The following is a 19,471-nucleotide window of genomic DNA, read 5'->3' as shown; positions in this document are numbered from 1 at the left end:
TGATCTGTCATGACCGGAAGGAGGGACAAAAGCCCGACCTCTTTAGCGGCATGTTTAACGTGGCCCGCAATCCGGTAACAAATCGCCACGACCGAGGGGATAACGCGCGGGTGTGGGCCGGTCAAGCCGACATCCCCGGCCGTTTCCCGGGGCGCGGCGGGCCGGGCCGCCGCCCCGCCCGAACCACTCCCCCCTTGCCCTCGGCCCGCAAAAGCCCATGTTGTGCCTGCAACAGGAGCCTTCCCATGACCCAACCGATCGACCTGCACTACTGGCCCACCCCGAATGGCTGGAAAGTCACCATCGCCCTGCACGAGATGGATCTGCCCTACAATCTGCACCTGGTGAACATCGGCAAGGGTGAGCAGTTCCGACCCGAGTTCCTGGCCATCGCGCCGAACAACCGGATGCCCGCCATCGTCGATCCCGACGGGCCGGACGGGAAACCGATCTCGATCTTCGAGTCCGGCGCGATCCTGCAATACCTGGCGCGCAAGACCGGCAAGTTCGGCGGCCCGACCGAGCGCGACCGCATTGCCGTCGACCAGTGGCTGATGTGGCAGATGGGCGGTGTGGGACCGATGGCCGGACAGGCGCATCACTTCCTGAAATACGCGCCCTCGATGGACCCGCCGAACGACCTGCCCTATGCCAAGGAACGCTACCGGAACGAGACCGGGCGGCTCTACCGGGTGCTCGACACCCAGCTTGGCAAGAACGAATTCGTCGCCGGGGACTTCTTCTCGATCGCCGACATGGCGATCTGGCCCTGGGCCTCGCTCTGGGAAGGCCAGCAGCAGACGCTGGAGGACAAGCCCAACATGAAGCGCTGGCTCGACACCATCGCGGCGCGGCCCGGCGTACAGGCCGGCCGCAATGTCGCCGCCGAAGTCCGCGACCGCAAGCCGGACCCGGACGAGCAGAAGGAATCGCAGAAAATCCTGTTCGGGCAAAAGGGCTGACAGGCGCCAGTGGCAGGGCCGACCCCGGCCTTGCCATTGACGATGCCACGGCGCCATCCGGCGCGGATGCGCCCCCGCGCCCCTGAAAGGACCTCGACCTTGTTCCAGACCTTCGATGCCACCACCCGCCCCGATCAGGGCCCGCCCCGGCTGGCCGCGCTGCGTGCCGAGATCGCGGGCGCCGGACTCGACGGCTTTCTGGTGCCGCGCGCCGATCCGCATCAGGGCGAATATGTTCCGGCGCATGACGCCCGGCTGGCCTGGCTGACCGGCTTTACCGGTTCCGCCGGTTTCTGCGCCGTGCTGGCCGACCGCGCCGGGGTCTTCGTCGATGGCCGCTACCGGGTACAGGTCAAGGCCGAGGTGGCGCTTGAGGTCTTCACCCCGGTCGCATGGCCGGAAACCGGGCTGGCCGACTGGCTGATCGAGGCGCTGCCCGGCGGGGGCACCATCGGCTTCGACCCCTGGCTGCACACCGCCGCCGAAGTGGAGAAACTGCGCGAGAAACTCGACGGCAGCGGAATCGAGCTGCGCGCCAGCGACAACCTGGTGGATCGCGTCTGGCCCGATCAGCCGCCCCTGCCCGCCGGCAGGGTCCGGCCCTGGCCCGTGGCCAATGCCGGCGAGAGCGCCACATCGAAACGGCAGAGGCTGGGCGCCGAACTGGCCGGGGCCGGCCACGCGGCGGCGGCGCTGACGATGCCCGACAGCATCGCCTGGCTGCTGAACATCCGTGGCGAGGACATCCCGAAAGTGCCTGTGCCGCTGGCCTTCGCCCTGCTCCACGCCGACGGAACCGTCGATCTGTTCCTGACCAGCGGCCGCGACCTGGACCTCGGGACACATCCGGAAGGCGCGGTGCGGCTGCATGACCGCGATGCATTCCCCGAGGCGTTGAAGGCGCAGACCGGCAAGGTCCGGGTAGACAAGTCGCTGGCGCCTCTGGCGGTCTCGGACCTGCTGGCGCAGCCGGTCTGGGGCGCCGACCCCTGCGTGCTGCCCAAGGCCCGCAAGACAGGGGCCGAACTCGCCGGCACCGCCGAGGCGCATCTGCGCGACGGCGCCGCGATGGCGGCCTTCCTCTGCTGGCTCGATCGCGAGGCGCCCGGCGGCGGCCTCACCGAAATCGCCGTGGTCGAGGCGCTGGAAGGCTTCCGGCGGGCCACCAACGCCCTGCAGGACATCTCCTTCGACACGATCTGCGGCGCCGGACCGAATGGGGCGATCATCCACTACCGTGTGACCGAGGCCACCAACCGCCCGGTGAAGCCCGGCGAACTGCTGCTGATCGACAGCGGCGGGCAGTATCTCGACGGCACGACCGACATCACCCGGACCGTGGCGGTCGGCGAGGTCGGGGACGAGGAGAAGCTCTGCTTCACCCGGGTGCTGAAGGGCATGATCGCGATGTCGCGCATCCGCTTTCCGAAAGGCGTCGCCGGGGCGCATCTCGACACGCTGGCGCGGGCGCCGCTCTGGCTGGCCGGGCAGGACTATGACCATGGCACCGGGCATGGTGTAGGGGTCTATCTCTCGGTCCACGAAGGCCCGGCGCGGCTCAGCCGGCTGTCCGACGTGCCGCTGGAGCCGGGGATGATCCTGTCGAACGAGCCGGGCTACTACCGCGAGGGCGCCTTCGGCATCCGGATCGAGAACCTGCTCGCCGTCGAGCCCGCCCCGGCGTTGCCCGGCGGCGACGCGCACCGCGAAATGCTGCACTTCCGCACCCTGACCTTCGTGCCGATCGACCGGCGGCTGATCGTCACGGCAGAGCTGACGGCAGAGGAAAGGGGTTGGATCGACGCCTATCACCGGGATACGCTGGCGGCACTGGCGGATCGGGTGCAACCCGAGGTCCGCGACTGGTTGGTGCGCGCCTGCGCGCCGCTCTGAGGGAGGGCAGAATGGCAGACCATATCACGATCACCCCCGCCGGGGGGCAGTGGGTGGTGCGCGCCCTGGGTGCGGTGCTGGGCGAAAGCCGCAATGCGCTGTCGCTGGCCGAAGGCGATCTTGCGCCGGTGATCTACTTTCCCCGCGACGACATGGCGATGGCCTTCTTCGGCAAGACCGACAAGACCACGACCGACCCGCGGAAGGGCGAGGCCACCTATTATTCGATCCACGGCAAGAGCGGCGTCCTGGAGAACGTCGCCTGGTCCTATGAAACGCCGAAGCCGGGGATGGAGGCGATTGCCGGCCACCTGGCCTTCGCGGCCGACAAGGTGACGGTCGAGAAGGTCTGAGCTCCGGCCCCTGGCCGCCGATACCGGCGCGGCGGGTGGGATTTCGGCAATCGGCGCCGCTTCGATTGCGGGCCCCCTTTCTGCGGATGGATTCACTTCTCTGCCCTATCGCGATCGCCTGCACGCCAGCGCTGGACGAGGCCGGATTGCCGCCATAGGTTCAGCGCCGGTTCGGGGCATGAGAGGTGGCCATGCAGCACTATGACGTGGTGATCGTCGGCGGCGCGATGATGGGTTCGTCGGTGGCGTGGCACCTGCTTCGCGCCGGGGTTCCGGGACAGCGCATCCTGATCGTCGAACGCGATCCCAGCTATGAGGACGCCTCGACCAGCCACAGCAATTCCTGCATCCGCCAGCAATTCACCACCGAGGTGAATATCCGCATCTCGCTCTACGGTGCCGAGGTGGTGCGGAACTTCCGCGCCCTCGCCGATGACCCCGAGGCACCGCAACCCCGCCTGCAGGAATTTGGCTATCTCTATCTTGCCGGGTCGGAAGCGGCCGCGGCCAATCTGGCGCGGGCGCAGGCGCTTCAGGCGGGGCTCGGCGCCGGAACGGTGCTGATGACGCCGGAAGAGGTGCAGGCGGCCTATCCGTTCTACGATCTTTCAGGCATTCACCTGTGCAGCCTCGGCACCCGGGACGAGGGCTATTTCGATGGCGCCGCGATCTTCGACCACTGGCGCAGATCGGCGCGGCGGCAGGGCGTGGAGTTCCGGCAGGGCGAGGTCGGCGAGGTGACGCTTGCGGGCGACCGGGTCGCCTCGGTGGGGCTGACCGACGGCAGCCGGGTCGGCTGCGACTGGCTGGTCAACGCGGCCGGTCCGCGGGCGGCGCGGGTTGCTGCCATGGCCGGGCTGCAACTTCCGGTCGAACCGCGCAAGCGCTACACCTATGTCTTCGACGCCGAACGCCCCCTGCCCCGCGACCTGCCGCTGACCGTGGACCCCTCCGGCGTCCATGTCCGCACCGATGGCACCGGCTACATGGCGGGATGCAAACCCGTCGAGGACGGGCCGGTGGACCCCGACGATTTCGACATCGACCACACGCTGTGGGAAGAGATGGTCTGGCCCGCAATCGCCGCCCGCATCCCCAGCTTCGAGGCGATCCGCCTGCGCCGGGTCTGGGCCGGGCACTACGCCTACAACACGCTCGATCAGAACGCCGTGGTCGGGCCGCATGACCGGGTGGAGAACTTCCTCTTCGTCAACGGTTTTTCCGGCCACGGCCTGCAACAGGCCCCGGCGATGGGCCGCGGCATCGCCGAATGGATCACCCAGGGCCGCTGGGCGACGCTGGACCTGTCGGACCTGAGCTATGCGCGGATCGCGGCGGGCAAGCCGCTGTGCGAACTGGCAGTCATCTGAGATCGCGGCGGGGGCTCTGACGCAGCCGCCCGATGAAAAGGGCCACGGACTGTCTGTCCATGGCCCCGTTCCTGTGGCTCCGACCCGGTTCAGGTCGAGGGTTCCGGCTCCATTCCGCCCGACTTTGGCGGCTTGGCCTTGGTCTTCGGCAGCGCGGTCAGGGTCGAGGGCGTCTCGGCTTCCGAGGACCCGGAATCGTCGTCGTCCGATTTCGGCTTCTCGCCGCGGATCACCCGCATCATGTCCTCGCCGGTCAGCGTCTCGTATTCCAGCAGGCCCTGGGCCAGGTTTTCCAGCTCGTCCCAGTTCTCCCTGAGAATCGCCTTGGCACGGTCGAACCCCTCGTCCACCAGCCGCCGGACCTCCTGGTCAATGATCTCGCGGCTTTCCTCCGAGGCGTTGAACTGGCTCTGGCTGCCAAGGAAACTCTCTTGCGTCGAGGTATAATTGATGTTGCCCAGCTTGTCGGACATGCCCCACTGGCTGACCATGGCCATGGCCAGCCGGGTCACCTGCTGGATGTCGGACGAGGCGCCGTTGGTCACGTTCTCGTTGCCGAACACCAGTTCCTCGGCCGCCTTGCCGCCCATGGTCGAGGCCAGCCGCGACAGCGCCGATTCGCGCGTCATCGACAGCTTGTCCCGCTCGGGCAGATAGAAGGTCACCCCCAGGGCGCGGCCGCGCGGGATGATCGTCACCTTGTGGACCGGATCATGCTGCGGCACATGCAGGCCGACGATGGCATGGCCGGCCTCGTGATAGGCCGTCAGCTTCTTCTCTTCCTCGGTCATGACCATCGAGCGCCGTTCCGGCCCCATCATGACCTTGTCCTTGGCCTGTTCGAAATCCTCGAGCGTCACGAAGCGCCGCCCGATCCGGGCCGCCATCAGCGCCGCCTCGTTCACCAGGTTGGCAAGGTCGGCGCCCGAGAACCCGGGCGTGCCGCGGGCGATGACGCGCAGATCGACATTCGGCCCCAGCGGAACCTTGCGGGCATGGACCGAGAGGATCTTCTCGCGGCCCTTGATGTCCGGGTTCGGCACGGTGATCTGGCGGTCGAAACGACCGGGACGCAGCAGCGCCGGGTCCAGAACATCGGGCCGGTTGGTCGCGGCGATGATGATCACGCCTTCGTTGGCCTCGAAACCGTCCATCTCGACCAGCAGCTGGTTCAGGGTCTGCTCGCGCTCGTCATTGCCGCCGCCATAGCCGACGCCGCGCGACCGGCCGACGGCATCGATCTCGTCGATGAAGACGATGCAGGGCGCGCTCTTCTTGGCCTGTTCGAACATGTCGCGGACGCGGCTGGCGCCGACACCGACGAACATCTCCACGAAGTCCGATCCGGAAATGGTGAAGAACGGCACCCCGGCCTCACCCGCAATGGCGCGGGCCAGCAGGGTCTTACCGGTGCCCGGCGGGCCGACCAGCAGCGCACCCTTGGGGATCTTGCCCCCTAGGCGGCTGAACTTCTGCGGGTTGCGGAGGAACTCGACGATCTCCTCCAGTTCTTCCTTGGCCTCGTCGATGCCCGCGACATCGTCGAAGGTCACCCGGCCATGCTTCTCTGTCAGCAGCTTGGCCCGCGACTTGCCGAAGCCCATGGCCCCGCCTTTGCCGCCGCCCTGCATCCGGTTCATGAAATAGATCCAGACCCCGATCAGGATCAGGAACGGCAGGAAGGTCATGATGATCGAGGACAGGCCCGATTGCTCCTGCCTCTGCGCCTTCACCGGGATGTTCTTCTCGATCAGGAAATCGGTCAGCTTGGCGTCGTCGGGCTTGATCGTGACGTAGGTCTTGTTGTCGACACCGCGGAACATCACCTGCTCGCCGTCGAGATCGACCGAGGCGACATTCCCGTCATTCACCGCCTTGACGAATTCCGAATAGCTGACCGTGTTGCTGCTCAACGTACCGGTTCCGTTCGAGAACAGGTTGAACAGCGCCAGAATCAGCAGGAACAGGACCACCCAGAAGGCGATATTGCGTGCGTTGCCCAAGTCATTCTCCCAACCGCGGCGGATGCGTTTGCCGATTGTAGCATAACATAGGGATCAGACGCCCGTGTTCAATGCGATAATATGGCCGCTTCGAAGCGGAAAATGTCTTCCCGCGGCGTCAATTGCAGATTTTCGGGCTCATCCAGCCGCCCCGAGACCATCGGTGCGGCAACAAGCCGCTCACCGTGCCAGGCCGAGGGCGAGGCCAGCACCGCGTGATGCGGCTGGCTGGACGGGGTCCGGTCGCGCACCTGCGCCAGCCCGTCGGGGCCGAGCGCGCGCAGGATGCGACCGGGCCGGTGGCTGCCGGTGAAGCGCCAGCGATTGTCCCAGATCTCGGTCGAGGCGCAGGTCAGATCGCGGACCGCCGAATACTCGCGGCTGATCCGCAGCCCGTCGGGGCCGGGGAACAGGATGCAGCCGTGCAGCGTCGCGGCGCCCTGCCGCCAGTCCCGCGTCACCAGCCGCATCAGATCGGCGCCGCGCGGCGGGTAGTCGCTGCCCGAGATATAGCGCAGCGCGGCGGCCAGGGTGCGGCGGCGGAACTCGGGGCTGAGAGCCTCGAACCGGTCGCGGTCGATGACGAGGTCGCCGTGGTCCAGCCAATAGGCCCCGCAAAGCCGCTCCAGCAGTTCGATGCCCAGGTCGCGGCGGGTGGCGTGGAGATTCCCGATCGACCGCGCCACGGTCGCCGGGTCGAGGTCCAGCCCGGCCAGCGCCTGCCGGATGCGCACCCGCTCGTAGCCCGGGTCGTCGTTCGAAGGGTCATCCGCCCAGGTCACACCCCGCCGGACCAACTCGTCCCGTAGCGCCGCCCGGCCGGTGTCGAGCAAGGGCCGATGGAAAGTCACCCCGTCCCGCGTGAACCTGTGCCGCATCCCCGACAGCCCGTCGAGCCCCGCCCCGCGGGTCAGGCCCAGAAAGAAGGTCTCGACATTGTCGTCACGGGTATGGCCCAACGCGACATCGGCGATCCCGGCCTCTGCGCAGGCTTCGGCCAGCAGCCGATAGCGGGCCCGGCGCGCCTGGTCCTGGGTGTTGCCGCTGCCGTCCCAGCCTTCCCACCGCAGCACCCGATGCGCCACGCCCAAACCTGCCGCGATGCGCCCCACCGTCACGGCCTCTTCGGCGGCTTCCGGGCGAAGACGATGATCGACGGTCAGCGCCAGCAGACGCTCTGGACCGCGGTCGGCCAGCAGATGCAGCAGGGCCAGCGAGTCGCTGCCGCCCGATACCGCCACCGCCAGGGGGGTGCCCGGCGCGGGAAGGCTGTCGAAACCGGAGAGGGTCAGGCTATTCCCAAGGCGTCACTCGCAGCCCATGGTGGTGCGCGCCTGCACCGCCTGGTTCGCCGCGTCGGTGCCGGGATAGCGGTTCGGCACCTCGCCCAGGGTCACGCAGCTTTCCTGCCGCTGGCCGAGGGTGTTCAGCGCCAGCCCCAGTTTCAGCAGCGCTTCCGCCGCATGGGGGCCGGCCGGCGCATTCTGGAAGCTTTCCAGCCAGGCCCGTGCCGCCCGCGATGTCTCGCCAAGCGCCATCAGTGCCTCGCCGCGATAGAAGCTGGCCTCGCCGCCTAGGGGCGAGCCCGGGTAGGTCTCGGCAAAGGATGCAAAGAGGTCCGCGGCGCTGCGAAAGCTACCGGAGTCGAAGGCCTCCTTCGCCCGATCGAAGTCCGATTTCTCGCCGATCGCCAGTTCCGCCCCGGCTTCGGGCTGCGGAGCCACCACCGGCCCCGCGCCTGCCTCCTCGCCGCCGAGCGGCGGCGTGGTGCCCAGCGTCGAGATATCGCAGTTCGGCTCCAGCTCGCAAAGCCGGAATTCCAGATCGCCGATCCGGTTGGTGCCATCCGCGACGATCTTCTGGATCCGGATCTCGAGCTGCTCCGTCTTGGCGGTCAGCCGCGAAAGTTCCTCTTCCATCGCGTTCATGCGGTCCAGGGCACTTCCCGCGACGATGCCGCTTCCGCCGCCGCTGCCGGCCACCAGCTCGGCCCGCAACCGGGCCATTTCGGCACCGAGGCCGCCGAGTTCGGTGCGGATGTCGGCGAGACTCTCGGCTGACTGCGCCAGGACCGGCGCAGGCAGCACAAGAGCAAGGCTCAGCAGGGCAGCGCGCAGCATGGCCGGATCAGACCCCGGCGCCTGCTGTGATGACCGTCACCGCGCGACGGTTCTGCGCATAGCAGCTTTCCTGCGAACAGAGCGCCAGCGGGCGTTCCTTGCCGTAGGAAATGGTGGTGATCCGGTTGCCCGCAACCCCGCGCGAGATCAGGAATTCGCGCACCGCGTTGGCACGCCGCTCACCCAGGTTGATGTTGTAGATCCTTGTGCCCTGCTCGTCGGCATGGCCCTCGATCAGCGCCGAATAGGAAGGATGGCCGATCAGCCATTCCGCCTGCCGCGCCAGCGTCGCCTGGGCCTCTGCCGTGAGCGTGTGCTGATCGACAGCGAAATGCACCTTGTCGCCGATGGTCTGCTGGAAATAGGCCGGGCTGTCCGGGTCGTTGGCCCCGAGACCCGAACTGTCGATGCCGCCGGCGCCCCCCGGCCCGCCCGCACCGTAACGGTCGGGATTGGTACAGGCGGCAAGTCCCATGACGCCGATCAGAAGCACTGCCTTGAAGAAAGAATTCATCAGATACCGTCCATTTCTTGGTTCTTTGTCGTTGGCTCGATTGCGCCGACCTTAACACTTCCGAAGCGGTCTGGAAATCCGGATTGGCTCAGGGCAGCAACGGCGACCAGGCCGGGTCCGAGGCGAAGGTCTCGGTCGGCACCCGCTTGGTATTGCGTCCCGAGATATCCACCGAATAGAGCGCCGGAGCCCCGTTTTCCCCCTGACTTTCACGGGAAAACATGATCACGCGACCGTTCGGCGCCCAACTCGGCCCCTCGTCGAGGAACGATGCCGTCAGCAGCCGCTCTTCGGACCCGTCGGTGCGCATCACGCCGATGTGAAACCGGCCCTTGTTCTGTTTGGTAAAGGCGATCAGGTCTCCGCGCGGCGACCAGACCGGGGTGCCATAGCGCCCGGCACCGTTGGAAATCCGCCGCGCCTCGCCGCCGCTGGCCGGCATGATGTAGAGTTGCTGGCTGCCCGAGCGGTCGCTCTCGAACACCACGAATCGGCCATCGGGCGAGAACGACGGCGCGGTCTCGATCGAGGGCGCATCCGTCAGCCGTGTCTGCACGCCGCTGTTGATGTCGAGAATGTAGAGATCGGAGTTGCCGCCCCGCGCGATCGAGAACACCACCCGGTTGCCGTCGGGCGAGAACGAGGGCGCCACGCTCATCCCCTCGCCCGCCGGAAGCAGCGTCCGGCGCCCGACCGAGGCCACGTCGATCATCATGATCTGCGGGCTGCCGGATTCGTAGGAGGTATAGAGCACCCGATCCCCGGTCGGAGAGAAGCGCGGAGCCAGCACGATCGCCGAACTGTCGGTCAGGTACTGCACGTTGGCGCCGTCGTAATCCATGATCGCCAGCCGCTTCTTGCGGTTGCCCTTGGGGCCGGTCTCGGCAACGAAGACGACCCGGCTGTCGAAATAGCCGCCCTCGCCGGTGATCCGGCTGTAGACGGCATCCGCGACCTTGTGCGCCATGCGCCGCCACGAACTGGTGGTGCCGGCGAACTGCAGCCCCTCGCCCAGCTGGGTGTCCGAGAACACGTCATGCAGGCGGAACTTGACCACCAGCCGCCCGTCGGTGCCGAGTCCGACCGCGCCGGTGATCAGCCCGGTCGCGTTGATCGCCTTCCAGTCGGCATATTGCACCGGGCTGTCGAAGGAGGTGATGCGCGAGATATAGGCATCCTTCGGCACTTCGCGGAACAGGCCGGTGCCGACCAGGTCGGCCGCGACCAGCCGGGCGATCTGCTGCGCCATCTCGGCGGCGGCCGGCGTCTCGGCGACGAAATCGGGGATCGCGATCGGCAGCGGCTCGATCACGCCTTCGGTGATCTCGATGCGCAGGGGGCCGTTCTGCGCCTCTGCGGCAACTGCCGGAGCAAGAAGCGCAAGCGCGACTGCGGCGGCGCGGACGAAGGGAACGCGGGTCAGGGTCATTGGTTCTTATTCTCCGGTTTGGAGCAAAATTCAACGTATGGAAGCGCTGCCGGTTGCATCTGGCCGGGTTCTGCCGGGCGGTTTCTGCGGTTCGGACCTGTCATTTCAGACGCATCTTTTCGGGGTTGAAGGAAATCTCGACTTCGCGCCACTGGGCGTATTTCTCGGGCGGCAGGTCATAGCCGGTGGCACCGCAGCGCAGCACCGCGCGGCGGGCAGCCTCGTAGGCGGCACGGATCGCGGCCTCGGACCCCTCCGTAGCGCGGACCATCTTCAGCGAACTGGCTACAACCGTCCCGTCCTGGTTCAGTTGGAAGGCGACGTCGACCGTGACACTGGCCGCTTCCGACCCTTGGTCGACGACCCAGCACTTGCGCACGGCAAGGGCGAAATCGCCCTTTTCGCCCGCGGTCAGCGGCGGGCCCGAGGGCAGCTCGGGGCGTGTATCCGCCTCGCCACCGGCGCCGTCGTCGCCGCCCAGGGCCTCGGCCAGCGCCGCTTCGACCGCGTCCGGCTTCGGCGGCTCAGGGGTGGCGGGCTCCGGCGTCTCCGGCTCTGCGGCAGCCTCGGCCAGCCTCGCCGGCCGGGTCTTCGGCCGCATCGAGGTGGTCGGCGCATAGGTCGGTTTTTCCGCCTCGGTCACGATCTCGGGCGCCGCTTCGGGCGGGGCCTCGGCGGGTTTCGGCTCTTCCACCACCGGCGGCGGATCGTCCACCGGATCGGGGCTCGGCGTCACCTCGGGGCTGGGCGCATCGGCGATCACCGCATCGGGCGGCGCTTCCGGGGCCGGCTCGGCGATCCGGGGCGAGGGCTTGGGCTTCGGCGAGGTATCCGGCGCCGCATCGGCATCCGGGGTGCCCGGATCGGGGGCCGGAGGTTCCGGCACCGCCGGTTGCGGCGGGCTTGGCGCGACATCCGGCGTCGGCGCCGGCTCGGGCGGCGTTTCGGGAACCGGCGCCGGTTCGGGCGGCGTCTCGGCCTGCGGCGGCTCGGGAGCGGCCGGGCTTTCGGGCAGGGTCTCGGGCGCCGGGCCCTTGTCGGGATTGGCGTCCGGGGTCGGCGGCGTCGGAGCCTCGGGCTCGGCCGCGAAGGTCGGGCTCTCGGCCGGTGCGGTCAGCGCCGCGAATTCCTCTTCGGAAATCACCGAGACCTCGGCCACGGCCGGTTCCGGCACGTCATGCGAACGCAGGAACAGCCCGCCGAACAGGATCCAGACGATCAGGCCGAGATGCCCGATCCCGGAGATATAGATCCCGGTGCGCAAGGATCAGCCGTCCCGCCCGTCCAGCTTCGGCCCGCCGCCATCGGTCACCAGACCGATGTTGCGGAACCCGCCGGCATTCAGCGCGCCCATGACCTCCATCACATCCGCATAGGGAATCGCGCCATCGGCCCGCAGGAACAGCTTGTCATTGGCCCGCTCGGCGGCGATGGCCCGCAGCTTGGGGATCAGCTCGGCGCGGTCGGTCACGGTCTTCATGATCAGCAATTCGCCATCGGCGGTCAGCGTCACCGTCAGCGGTTCCTCCTGCTCGGTCGGCAGCGGCGCCGCGGCGGTCTTGGGCAGTTCCACCGGAACCCCGACCGTCAGCAGCGGTGCCGCCACCATGAAGATGATCAGCAGCACCAGCATCACGTCCACCATCGGGGTGATGTTGATCTCTCCCATCACCGCCGTCTTGCCGCGCCGGCGTCCGCCCCGGCCCCGCCGCTTGCTGCCCGCCTTCATCGCCGCACCCGCCATGGCTCAGGCGTCCAGCTGGCGCGAGAGGATGGTGGCGAATTCGTCGGCAAAGGCCTCGTAACCGCCGACGATGTGGTCGCTGTCCGAGGAGAGCTTGTTGTAGAACACCACCGCCGGGATCGCCGCCAGCAGGCCGAGCCCCGTCGCCAGCAGCGCCTCGGCGATGCCCGGCGCCACCACGGCCAGGTTGGTGTTCTGGCTGATCGCGATCTGTTCGAAGGCATGCTTGATGCCCCAGACCGTGCCGAACAGGCCGACGAAGGGCGCGGTGGACCCGACCGTGGCCAGGAACGGCAGGCCGCGGTTCAGCCCTTCCGCCTCCTTGGCGATCGCGACATCCATCGAGCGGTCGATCCGCGCCTGCGCCCCGGCAATCAGCCCGCCGTCCTGCTTGTGGCTGCGGCGCCATTCCAGCATTCCGCTGGCGAAGATCTTCTGCGAGGCGCCGCTCGGCTCGGGTCCGATCGTGTCGAACAGCTCGTCCAGCGGCTCGCCCGACCAGAAGGCCCGGTCGAAGACCCCGCTCTCGCCGCGCGCCCGGCGATAGGCGATCAGCTTGGTGATGATGATGGCCCAGGACCAGAACGAGGCGATGATCAGCAGGATCATCACCAGTTTCACGGTCACTGTGGCGCGAAGAAAAAGTGCCAGGAAGGAGAAATCGATCTCCGCCGCGGCTGGTAAGACATCCGTTCCCATATACCTGCTCTCTGCCCGGGCCGTCTTCAGGCGGCCTCATTAACCCGGATTCTATCGCATAAGCAGGGGGAACGCCAACACATCCGCGTCAGATGCCGCAGAAGTGCCCCCTCCGGCGCCGGTTCAGCCCAGCCGCAGGCGGAGTTCCGCCGGAATGCGGGCCGGATGGCCGCTCGCGGTCAGCGCCACCAGCGTCACCCGGGCGCCGAAGACCTGTGTCGCCTCGCGCCAGATGTCCTGCTGCAGGATCACCCGCGCCCCGGTGACCGCCTCGACCTCGGTGCGAACCTGAAGCCGGTCGTCGAAACGGGCCGGCGTCAGATAGTCGGCCTCGACCCGGCGCACCGCGAAGACGATCCCCTGACCGGCCTTCAAGGCCTTCTGGTCGATGCCCAGGCCGCGGATGAACTCGGTCCGGGCGCGTTCGATGAACTTCAGGTAATTGGCGTAATAGACGATCCCCGCCAGGTCGGTGTCTTCGTAATAGACCCTGAGATCGAATTGATGGCTCATTGCGGCACCGCCCCGACGCCCAGGCTGGCCCGGGCCTGCAGGCGCAGCGCCAGCGCAGGGTCGCTGCCGGTATCGGGCAGCACCGGATCATAGGCGGCGCGCAGCAGGTTGGCGATCTCGGGGCGCAGGATCGTGCCGCCGTCATCCGGCAACTCGGCCAGCGGCGAGCTGCTGTCGAAGGCTGTGTCCGACCACAGCAGCATCCCCTGCAGGGCCAGCGACAGGCCGACCGCCTCGGCCGGCAACGCCCGGGTCGCGGCATCGAGCCGCAGAAAGCTGAAATGCGCCTTGATCGCCCCCGAGGGTTCGAAACGGAAGCTGCGATAGCGGGCCGCCTCCGCCGCAGAGAGCCGCTCCAGCAGTCCGGGCAGATCGGGCAGCAGATCGTCGATGCCGGGCACCCCGCGCAGCTCGTCCCAGTCCTGCAGGAAGAAGACCAGGAAATTGGCGCCCAGTTCCGGATCGGTCTCGGCCAGCCCGCGCCCGGCCACCGCCGCCACCAGTTCCAGCGCCCCCTTCACCGCCGGCATCGCCTCGTCGGCAAGACCGAAGATCACCGGCGCGACCGGCCGCGCCCAACGGGCAAAGGCGAATTGCCCGTCGCTGCGGGTGAACATGGCTTCGACCTCGTCCGGTGTCATGGCGCCTCGAGAAATTGCGGTAGCGGTGGCCAAGGCTAGGGGCTGGGCGGCGGGGCTGCAACCGGAACGCCCCGCCCTATTCGTCGAACAGCACCCCTTGGCGGCGTGGCGCGTCCAGCCCCAGATGCGTCCAGGCCTTCTGCGCCAGCAACCGGCCGCGCGGACTGCGCTGGATCAGCCCTTGCTGCAGCAGGAACGGCTCGATCACCTCTTCGATCGCATCGCGGCTTTCCGACAGCGCCGCCGACAGGGTCTCGGCCCCGACCGGCCCACCCTGATAGTTCTCGGCGATCAGCGAGAGATAGCGCCGGTCGGCCCCGTCCAGCCCCAGGTGATCGACCCCCAGCCGGGTCAGCGCCGAATCCGCCAGTTCCCGGGTCAGCCGCCCGTCGCCCTCGACCAGCGCGAAATCCACCACCCGGCGCAGAAGCCGCCCGGCGATCCGCGGCGTGCCGCGGGCCCGGCGGGCGATCTCGGCAATGCCCTCGGGCTCGGCCTCGATTCCCAGCAGCCCGGCGCCCCGCGCGACGATCTGGGTCAGTTCCGGGATCGTGTAGAATTCCAGCCGGGTCGGGATGCCGAAACGGTCGCGCAGCGGCGTGGTCAGCAGGCCCAGCCGCGTCGTGGCGCCGACCAGGGTGAAGGGCTGCAGCTCGATCCGCACGGTCCGCGCCGCAGGCCCCTCGCCAATCACCAGGTCGAGCTCGAAATCCTCCAGCGCCGGATAGAGCACCTCTTCCACCACCGGGTTCAGCCGGTGGATCTCGTCGATGAACAGCACGTCGCGGGCTTCCAGATTGGTCAGGATCGCCGCCAGGTCGCCGGGCCGCGCCAGAACCGGGCCCGAGGTCATCCGGAAGTTCACCCCCAGTTCGCGGGCCATGATCTGCGCCAGCGTGGTCTTGCCCAGCCCGGGCGGGCCGTGGAACAGCGTGTGGTCCATCGCCTGGCCGCGCTGCTTGGCGCTCTCGATGAAGACCCGCAGATTGGCCCGTGCCTCGGCCTGACCGACGAAATCGTCCAGAAGCTGCGGCCGCATGGCACGGTCGTCGCCGGGCAGCGGTTCGGGGCGCAGAGTCGGATCGGGGGTCATCGGCCGCTTCCCCGGGTGTCGCGCCGTGACGTCATCTCAAGAACCACCCTCATCCCTTCGGTGCCAGCAGTTTCAGCGCTGCCCGGATCAGCGCCGGTGTCTCGGCCCCCGGCAGATCACCCGCGGCCCGGGCCACGGCCGAGGCCGCCTCGGACGGACCATAGCCAAGATTGGTCAGCGCCGACAGCGCCTCGGACTGGGCCGGGGCACCGGCTGCCGGAGCAGCACGCGGGGCCGCCGGTGCGGCAGGCTCGGCCTCGATCACCGCATCGTCGGGCGCCGGGGCCGCCGGCTCCGCGGCCGCGCCCAGGGCCATCACCACATGCGCCTTGTCCTTCAGCTCCATGACCACCCGCTGCGCGATCTTCGGCCCGACGCCCGGCGCCGCCTTGATCGCCGCCCAGTCGCCGATCGCCAGGGCCCGGCCGACCCCCTCCGGCCCCAGCGTCCCCAGGATCGCCATCGCCGCCTTCGATCCGACTCCCTGCACCGTCATCAGCAGCCGGTGCCATTCCTTTTCCTGCAGGGTCGGAAAGCCCACCAGCGTCAGCGCATCCTCGCGCACCAGCAACTCGGTCCAGAGTGCCGCCGCCTGCCCCACCGGCGGCAGCGCGGCCAGGGTCCGCTCGGAGACCTGAACGACATAGCCGACCCCGCGCACGTCGATCAGCACATGGTCGCTGCCGCGATGCTCGATCCGTCCCGCCAATCGTCCGATCATGTCCCGCCCCTCACGCCCGCGCCCTGGCCAGCGCCGCCGCATAGCGGTCGCCGGTCGCCGCATGATGCGCGTGGCAGATCGCGACCGCCAGGGCATCCGCCGAATCCGGCCCGGCCAGTTCGACGCCCGGCAACTGCATCCGCACCATATGGTTGATCTGTGCCTTGGCGGCATGGCCGACCCCGACCACCGCCTTCTTCACCGCGTTCGGTGCATATTCCGCAACCGGCAACCCGGCCTGCGCCGGCACCAGCAGCGCGACCCCCCGCGCCTGGGCCAGCTTCATCGTCGCGGCGCCGTCCTTGTTCACGAAGGTCTGTTCGACGGCCGCCTGATCCGGCGCGAACCGCGCCACGATCTCGGTCAGTCCGGCATGAAGGCGGCAGAGCCGCTCGGCCAGCGTCCCCTCGCCCGAGAGAATCACGCCGTTGCCGACATGGCTCAACCGGGAACCCGACACCGCGATCACCCCCCAACCGAGGAATCGCAACCCCGGATCAATCCCGATCACCTGCATTCTGCTCGCCTCGTCCGCCAAATCGCCGGTTTCCGGCCCGTTTCCGGCAGTTTGCCGGTTGATTGAGCAGAAGGCTAGCACGAAACAGGAACACGGGCCACAGCGAAGCGCCGGAGCCGCGGATTCTGCATTTGCGACATCGCGGATGCTGCGTTGCAGAAATGCGACAGTCCCCGAGCGGCCGGAGTTGCTGAAAATTATTATCTTTCAATATGTTAGACCCATGCAAGAAACGCAACATGGCCATGCATTCGCAGAGCTTGTCCGGGCATGGCGATCCGACTAAGTCCGCCGAGCGCTCAAAAAGAGTGCAGCAACCCTGAATCTGAGGACACTTCGATGGCATTTTTCGAAACGACCCGGACGGCAGGCCTCGCTTCCGCGGGGCGTCCGTCCTTGATTTCCACCGCTCTCGGCCGTCTGGCCGCCTGGAACGAGGCCCGCATCACCCGCAGGGCGCTCGAACGGCTGTCGGACCACGAGCTGGACGACATCGGCCTGTGCCGCGGCGACATCGACCACATCGCCAACGGCAGCTTCCGCCGCTAAGGTTAAACGCACGGTCCCCGGCTGGGGCACCGAACGCGATCAGGACCGCGCTCCGCACCGGGCGCGGTCCTTTTCGTCAGCGCAGCCCGGAAACGGAAAAAGACCGCGCAGGGACTTGCGCGGCCTTTTCTCGCGGGCGTGTCAGAGGGACTGACGGCCCCGCGGGGATTCGATTGTCGGATCAGTCCAGCAGCGGCGCGATCCGGGCGGCCAGCGCGCTGGTCAGCGGGTCGGCCTGCATCGTGAAGGCAGCCATCTTCTCGGACGCCGTGCCCTGCGCCAGCCGGGCGATGTTCGCGTCATAGGCATCCTGGCCGATCGCGGCGACCATCACCGATTTGGAAGCGACCACCAGCGCCAGCACCATGACCAGCCCCTTCAGCGTCGAGCGCCGCTCCACCCGGCGCACCCGGGCCACGGCATAGCCGTCCAGATTGTCCGACATCAGGTAACCGGCGGTCAGCGACGACTTGCGCCGCTTTTGCAGCCGCTTCACGCGATTGTGGAAATCCTTGTTGGTCGTGGCAGTCATCACGGTACTCATCTTGGTCTTGCGTCCCATCGTTACAGGCCCCCCGCCCTGTTGATGTCATAAAGCTGCCCAAATGTGGCAGAACTTGGGCAAATGTGACGAACTGGCGGAATTATCCAAGCAATTTCACGGGGTTGCACGAAGGATTAGCGTCGTCCAGTCACCAATATCGGCGCGATCGCAGCGACTGTAGCCCTGCGCGAGATAATGGTCCCGCACCTCATCGGCCTGGCTGGTGAGCAGGCCCGACAGGATCGCCACGCCACCGCCTTGTTTGCCGCCCGCCGCGCCGACCCGATTCGCCCTGGCCAGCGCCGGGGCCAGTTCGATCAGCGGCCCCTTCAGGATGTTGGCGAAGATCAGGTCAAAGCCGCCCGCCGCCAGATCCGGATGACCGAACCCCGCCGCCTCGACACAGGCGACCCGCCCGGTCAGCCCGTTCGCGGCCAGGTTCGCCTCGGCCACCGCCACTGCCTGGGCGTCGATGTCCGAGGCCAGCACCTCGGCCCCGGGCCAGAGCCGCGCCGCCGCCATCGCCAGCACCGCGGTGCCGCAGCCCACATCGGCCACCCGCGCCGGCTGCAGACCCTCGTCGGCCAGCCCGTCCAGCGCCCGCAGGCAGCCCAGCGTGGTGCCGTGATGCCCGGTGCCGAATGCCATCGCCGCCTCGATCAGCAGCGCGATACGGCCCTCGGGCACCTTGTCGGCATCATGGCTGCCATAGACATAGAACCGCCCCGCCTCGACCGGCTTCAGCTCGCGCCGGACATGGGCGACCCAATCGGTCTCGGGAAGTTCCGAAACCACGAAATCCGCCGCGCCATGCACCGTCGCCAGCAGTGCCAGCCCGGCCCGGTCCGGCGGCTCGGTGAAATAGGCCGCGACTTCCCAGTCGCCCGAGCCATCCTCGACCTCGATCACCCCGATCGCCTCGGGCGCCGGGTCGAGTGCTTCCAGCGCCTCGCCCAGGGCCTCGGCACGGGATTGCGGGGCAAGCGAGGTGAAGGCGGAATAGGTCGTCATGGCGAAGCTCCGGTCGTTTTGCGTGCCATACCCTGCCGCCCCGGAAAACGACAGGGGCCGCGCGCCGCCGGCCCGGCTCAGACCGCGACGCCGATCGGGCAGCTCACCCCGGTGCCGCCGATGCCGCAATAGCCGTCCGGGTTCTTGGCCAGATACTGCTGGTGATAGTCCTCGGCCATGTAGAACGGCCCGGCGGGCGCGATCTCGGTGGTGATCTCGCCAAGCCCCGCCGCCTTCAGCCGCGGCGCGAAAGCGCGGCGGCTGGCCGCCGCGGCCTCGGCCTGGGCGTCCGAGACGGTATAGATGCCGCTGCGATACTGGGTGCCCGCGTCATTGCCCTGCCGCATCCCCTGGGTCGGATCGTGGTTCTCCCAGAACAGCTTCAGCAAGGCCTCGTAGCTCGTGACCTGCGGATCATAATACACCCGCACCGCCTCGGTATGGCCGGTCCGGCCCGAACAGACCTCCTGATAGGTCGGGTTCGGGGTGAAGCCGGCGGTATAGCCGACCATGGTCGCGGTGACGCCGGGCTGGGTCCAGAAGATCCGCTCGACGCCCCAGAAACAGCCCATCGCGAAGATCGCCTGCTCCTGGCCCTCGGGCACCGTCTGGCGCAGCGGCGCCCCGGTGACGAAATGGGTGGTGGCGGTCGGGATCGGCTCGGCCCGTCCCGGCAACGCCTCGGCGGGATCGACCATACGGCTCTTGGTTCCGAACAGCGAGGACAGCATCGGCGGGTCTCCTTGTGGCTCGCTCCCGAATATAGGCGCGCCCGGACGATCCGGCGAGGGGCGA

The 19,471-nt window shown here is 68.1% G+C and carries 21 protein-coding genes and 1 riboswitch; of the genes, 5 read left to right on the top strand and 16 right to left on the bottom strand.

The genetic code is table 11. From position 1 onward, the window contains the following. Nucleotides 1-21: 21 nt before the first annotated feature. A riboswitch (SAM riboswitch) is annotated at nt 22-99 on the bottom strand. A 146-nt stretch (nt 100-245) separates the two neighbouring features. The 4 genes from NUW50_RS12630 to NUW50_RS12615 all read left to right on the top strand — a co-directional run bounded on the left by NUW50_RS12630 (nt 246) and on the right by NUW50_RS12615 (nt 4,578). After that, nucleotides 246-962: a glutathione S-transferase family protein gene (locus tag NUW50_RS12630; RefSeq protein WP_258289494.1), complete on the top strand. Its 717-nt coding sequence runs from the start codon at nt 246-248 to the stop codon at nt 960-962. Between the two features lie 99 nt (nt 963-1,061). Continuing rightward, complete coding sequence (locus tag NUW50_RS12625; protein ID WP_258289493.1) at nt 1,062-2,855, top strand: aminopeptidase P family protein; 1,794 nt, start codon at nt 1,062-1,064, stop codon at nt 2,853-2,855. A gap of 11 nt (nt 2,856-2,866) precedes the next feature. Continuing rightward, on the top strand, nt 2,867-3,208 hold the full coding sequence (locus NUW50_RS12620; RefSeq protein WP_258289492.1) for a DUF427 domain-containing protein: 342 nt from the start codon (nt 2,867-2,869) through the stop codon (nt 3,206-3,208). Nucleotides 3,209-3,399: 191 nt separating this feature from the next. After that, nucleotides 3,400-4,578 (top strand): NAD(P)/FAD-dependent oxidoreductase, encoded by a 1,179-nt coding sequence (locus NUW50_RS12615; protein ID WP_258289491.1) that lies wholly within the window; start codon nt 3,400-3,402, stop codon nt 4,576-4,578. A gap of 89 nt (nt 4,579-4,667) precedes the next feature. Here the strand turns inward: NUW50_RS12615 and ftsH are convergent, their stop codons facing one another. The 13 genes from ftsH to ruvC all read right to left on the bottom strand — a co-directional run bounded on the left by ftsH (nt 4,668) and on the right by ruvC (nt 16,572). After that, nucleotides 4,668-6,581, bottom strand: a complete 1,914-nt coding sequence (ftsH, locus tag NUW50_RS12610; protein ID WP_258289490.1) for an ATP-dependent zinc metalloprotease FtsH — start codon at nt 6,579-6,581, stop codon at nt 4,668-4,670. 68 nt (nt 6,582-6,649) lie between these two features. Beyond that, a complete protein-coding gene (gene tilS, locus NUW50_RS12605) occupies nt 6,650-7,822 on the bottom strand; it encodes a tRNA lysidine(34) synthetase TilS (protein ID WP_258289489.1) in 1,173 nt (390 codons plus the stop codon). Between the two features lie 66 nt (nt 7,823-7,888). Next, nucleotides 7,889-8,701, bottom strand: a complete 813-nt coding sequence (gene ybgF / locus NUW50_RS12600; RefSeq protein WP_258289488.1) for a tol-pal system protein YbgF — start codon at nt 8,699-8,701, stop codon at nt 7,889-7,891. 7 nt (nt 8,702-8,708) lie between these two features. Then, a complete protein-coding gene (pal, locus tag NUW50_RS12595; RefSeq protein ID WP_258289487.1) occupies nt 8,709-9,215 on the bottom strand; it encodes a peptidoglycan-associated lipoprotein Pal in 507 nt (168 codons plus the stop codon). 88 nt (nt 9,216-9,303) lie between these two features. After that, nucleotides 9,304-10,644 carry a Tol-Pal system beta propeller repeat protein TolB gene (gene tolB / locus NUW50_RS12590; RefSeq protein ID WP_258289486.1) on the bottom strand — a complete coding sequence of 447 codons (1,341 nt, stop codon included), beginning with the start codon at nt 10,642-10,644 and terminating at the stop codon, nt 9,304-9,306. 100 nt (nt 10,645-10,744) lie between these two features. Further along, nucleotides 10,745-11,908 carry a cell envelope biogenesis protein TolA gene (locus NUW50_RS12585; protein WP_258289485.1) on the bottom strand — a complete coding sequence of 388 codons (1,164 nt, stop codon included), beginning with the start codon at nt 11,906-11,908 and terminating at the stop codon, nt 10,745-10,747. Between the two features lie 3 nt (nt 11,909-11,911). Next, nucleotides 11,912-12,388 (bottom strand): ExbD/TolR family protein, encoded by a 477-nt coding sequence (locus NUW50_RS12580; RefSeq protein WP_258289484.1) that lies wholly within the window; start codon nt 12,386-12,388, stop codon nt 11,912-11,914. A 3-nt stretch (nt 12,389-12,391) separates the two neighbouring features. Continuing rightward, nucleotides 12,392-13,087, bottom strand: coding sequence for a protein TolQ (gene tolQ, locus NUW50_RS12575; RefSeq protein ID WP_258289483.1), 696 nt, complete (start codon nt 13,085-13,087; stop codon nt 12,392-12,394). A 123-nt stretch (nt 13,088-13,210) separates the two neighbouring features. After that, the gene (gene ybgC / locus NUW50_RS12570; protein WP_258289482.1) at nt 13,211-13,600 is read right to left on the bottom strand and encodes a tol-pal system-associated acyl-CoA thioesterase; all 390 of its coding nucleotides are present in this window, start codon (nt 13,598-13,600) and stop codon (nt 13,211-13,213) included. Beyond that, nucleotides 13,597-14,241 carry a hypothetical protein gene (locus NUW50_RS12565; protein WP_258289481.1) on the bottom strand — a complete coding sequence of 215 codons (645 nt, stop codon included), beginning with the start codon at nt 14,239-14,241 and terminating at the stop codon, nt 13,597-13,599. The genes ybgC and NUW50_RS12565 overlap by 4 nt, the downstream gene beginning before the upstream one ends. Before the next feature lie 76 nt (nt 14,242-14,317). Continuing rightward, nucleotides 14,318-15,334 carry a Holliday junction branch migration DNA helicase RuvB gene (ruvB, locus tag NUW50_RS12560; protein WP_258289480.1) on the bottom strand — a complete coding sequence of 339 codons (1,017 nt, stop codon included), beginning with the start codon at nt 15,332-15,334 and terminating at the stop codon, nt 14,318-14,320. 49 nt (nt 15,335-15,383) lie between these two features. Then, nucleotides 15,384-16,055: a Holliday junction branch migration protein RuvA gene (gene ruvA / locus NUW50_RS12555; protein ID WP_258289479.1), complete on the bottom strand. Its 672-nt coding sequence runs from the start codon at nt 16,053-16,055 to the stop codon at nt 15,384-15,386. Between the two features lie 10 nt (nt 16,056-16,065). Continuing rightward, nucleotides 16,066-16,572, bottom strand: coding sequence for a crossover junction endodeoxyribonuclease RuvC (ruvC, locus tag NUW50_RS12550; protein ID WP_258289478.1), 507 nt, complete (start codon nt 16,570-16,572; stop codon nt 16,066-16,068). A 339-nt stretch (nt 16,573-16,911) separates the two neighbouring features. On the opposite strand from ruvC, the gene NUW50_RS12545 reads away from it, so the two are divergent. Further along, on the top strand, nt 16,912-17,121 hold the full coding sequence (locus tag NUW50_RS12545) for a DUF1127 domain-containing protein (protein ID WP_258289477.1): 210 nt from the start codon (nt 16,912-16,914) through the stop codon (nt 17,119-17,121). Between the two features lie 181 nt (nt 17,122-17,302). Here NUW50_RS12545 and NUW50_RS12540 read toward each other — a convergent pair whose 3' ends face one another. The 3 genes from NUW50_RS12540 to msrA all read right to left on the bottom strand — a co-directional run bounded on the left by NUW50_RS12540 (nt 17,303) and on the right by msrA (nt 19,407). Beyond that, nucleotides 17,303-17,653, bottom strand: coding sequence for a hypothetical protein (locus NUW50_RS12540; protein ID WP_258289476.1), 351 nt, complete (start codon nt 17,651-17,653; stop codon nt 17,303-17,305). Between the two features lie 126 nt (nt 17,654-17,779). Continuing rightward, nucleotides 17,780-18,676: a 50S ribosomal protein L11 methyltransferase gene (locus NUW50_RS12535; protein ID WP_258289475.1), complete on the bottom strand. Its 897-nt coding sequence runs from the start codon at nt 18,674-18,676 to the stop codon at nt 17,780-17,782. A 77-nt stretch (nt 18,677-18,753) separates the two neighbouring features. Further along, the gene (gene msrA / locus NUW50_RS12530) at nt 18,754-19,407 is read right to left on the bottom strand and encodes a peptide-methionine (S)-S-oxide reductase MsrA (protein ID WP_258289474.1); all 654 of its coding nucleotides are present in this window, start codon (nt 19,405-19,407) and stop codon (nt 18,754-18,756) included. Between the last annotated feature and the right edge of the window lie 64 nt (nt 19,408-19,471).

Origin of the sequence: Frigidibacter sp. ROC022 (assembly GCF_024723735.1) — a bacterium.
Taxonomy (GTDB): Bacteria; Pseudomonadota; Alphaproteobacteria; order Rhodobacterales; family Rhodobacteraceae; genus SLM-1.
This window is presented reverse-complemented; position numbering and strand designations above follow the sequence as displayed.

Excerpts from the sequence above, each read along its gene's own strand:
- NUW50_RS12535 (WP_258289475.1), bottom strand. The coding sequence starts at position 18,676 with ATGACGACCTATTCCGCCTTCACCTCGCTTGCCCCGCAATCCCGTGCC.
- NUW50_RS12545 (WP_258289477.1), top strand. The coding sequence starts at position 16,912 with ATGGCATTTTTCGAAACGACCCGGACGGCAGGCCTCGCTTCCGCGGGG.
- NUW50_RS12630 (WP_258289494.1), top strand. The coding sequence starts at position 246 with ATGACCCAACCGATCGACCTGCACTACTGGCCCACCCCGAATGGCTGG.
- NUW50_RS12615 (WP_258289491.1), top strand. The coding sequence starts at position 3,400 with ATGCAGCACTATGACGTGGTGATCGTCGGCGGCGCGATGATGGGTTCG.
- ybgF (WP_258289488.1), bottom strand. The coding sequence starts at position 8,701 with ATGCTGCGCGCTGCCCTGCTGAGCCTTGCTCTTGTGCTGCCTGCGCCG.
- ruvB (WP_258289480.1), bottom strand. The coding sequence starts at position 15,334 with ATGACCCCCGATCCGACTCTGCGCCCCGAACCGCTGCCCGGCGACGAC.
- pal (WP_258289487.1), bottom strand. The coding sequence starts at position 9,215 with ATGAATTCTTTCTTCAAGGCAGTGCTTCTGATCGGCGTCATGGGACTT.
- ybgC (WP_258289482.1), bottom strand. The coding sequence starts at position 13,600 with ATGAGCCATCAATTCGATCTCAGGGTCTATTACGAAGACACCGACCTG.
- NUW50_RS12620 (WP_258289492.1), top strand. The coding sequence starts at position 2,867 with ATGGCAGACCATATCACGATCACCCCCGCCGGGGGGCAGTGGGTGGTG.
- NUW50_RS12565 (WP_258289481.1), bottom strand. The coding sequence starts at position 14,241 with ATGACACCGGACGAGGTCGAAGCCATGTTCACCCGCAGCGACGGGCAA.
- ruvA (WP_258289479.1), bottom strand. The coding sequence starts at position 16,055 with ATGATCGGACGATTGGCGGGACGGATCGAGCATCGCGGCAGCGACCAT.
- tolQ (WP_258289483.1), bottom strand. The coding sequence starts at position 13,087 with ATGGGAACGGATGTCTTACCAGCCGCGGCGGAGATCGATTTCTCCTTC.
- NUW50_RS12540 (WP_258289476.1), bottom strand. The coding sequence starts at position 17,653 with ATGACTGCCACGACCAACAAGGATTTCCACAATCGCGTGAAGCGGCTG.
- msrA (WP_258289474.1), bottom strand. The coding sequence starts at position 19,407 with ATGCTGTCCTCGCTGTTCGGAACCAAGAGCCGTATGGTCGATCCCGCC.
- NUW50_RS12580 (WP_258289484.1), bottom strand. The coding sequence starts at position 12,388 with ATGGCGGGTGCGGCGATGAAGGCGGGCAGCAAGCGGCGGGGCCGGGGC.
- ruvC (WP_258289478.1), bottom strand. The coding sequence starts at position 16,572 with ATGCAGGTGATCGGGATTGATCCGGGGTTGCGATTCCTCGGTTGGGGG.
- tolB (WP_258289486.1), bottom strand. The coding sequence starts at position 10,644 with ATGACCCTGACCCGCGTTCCCTTCGTCCGCGCCGCCGCAGTCGCGCTT.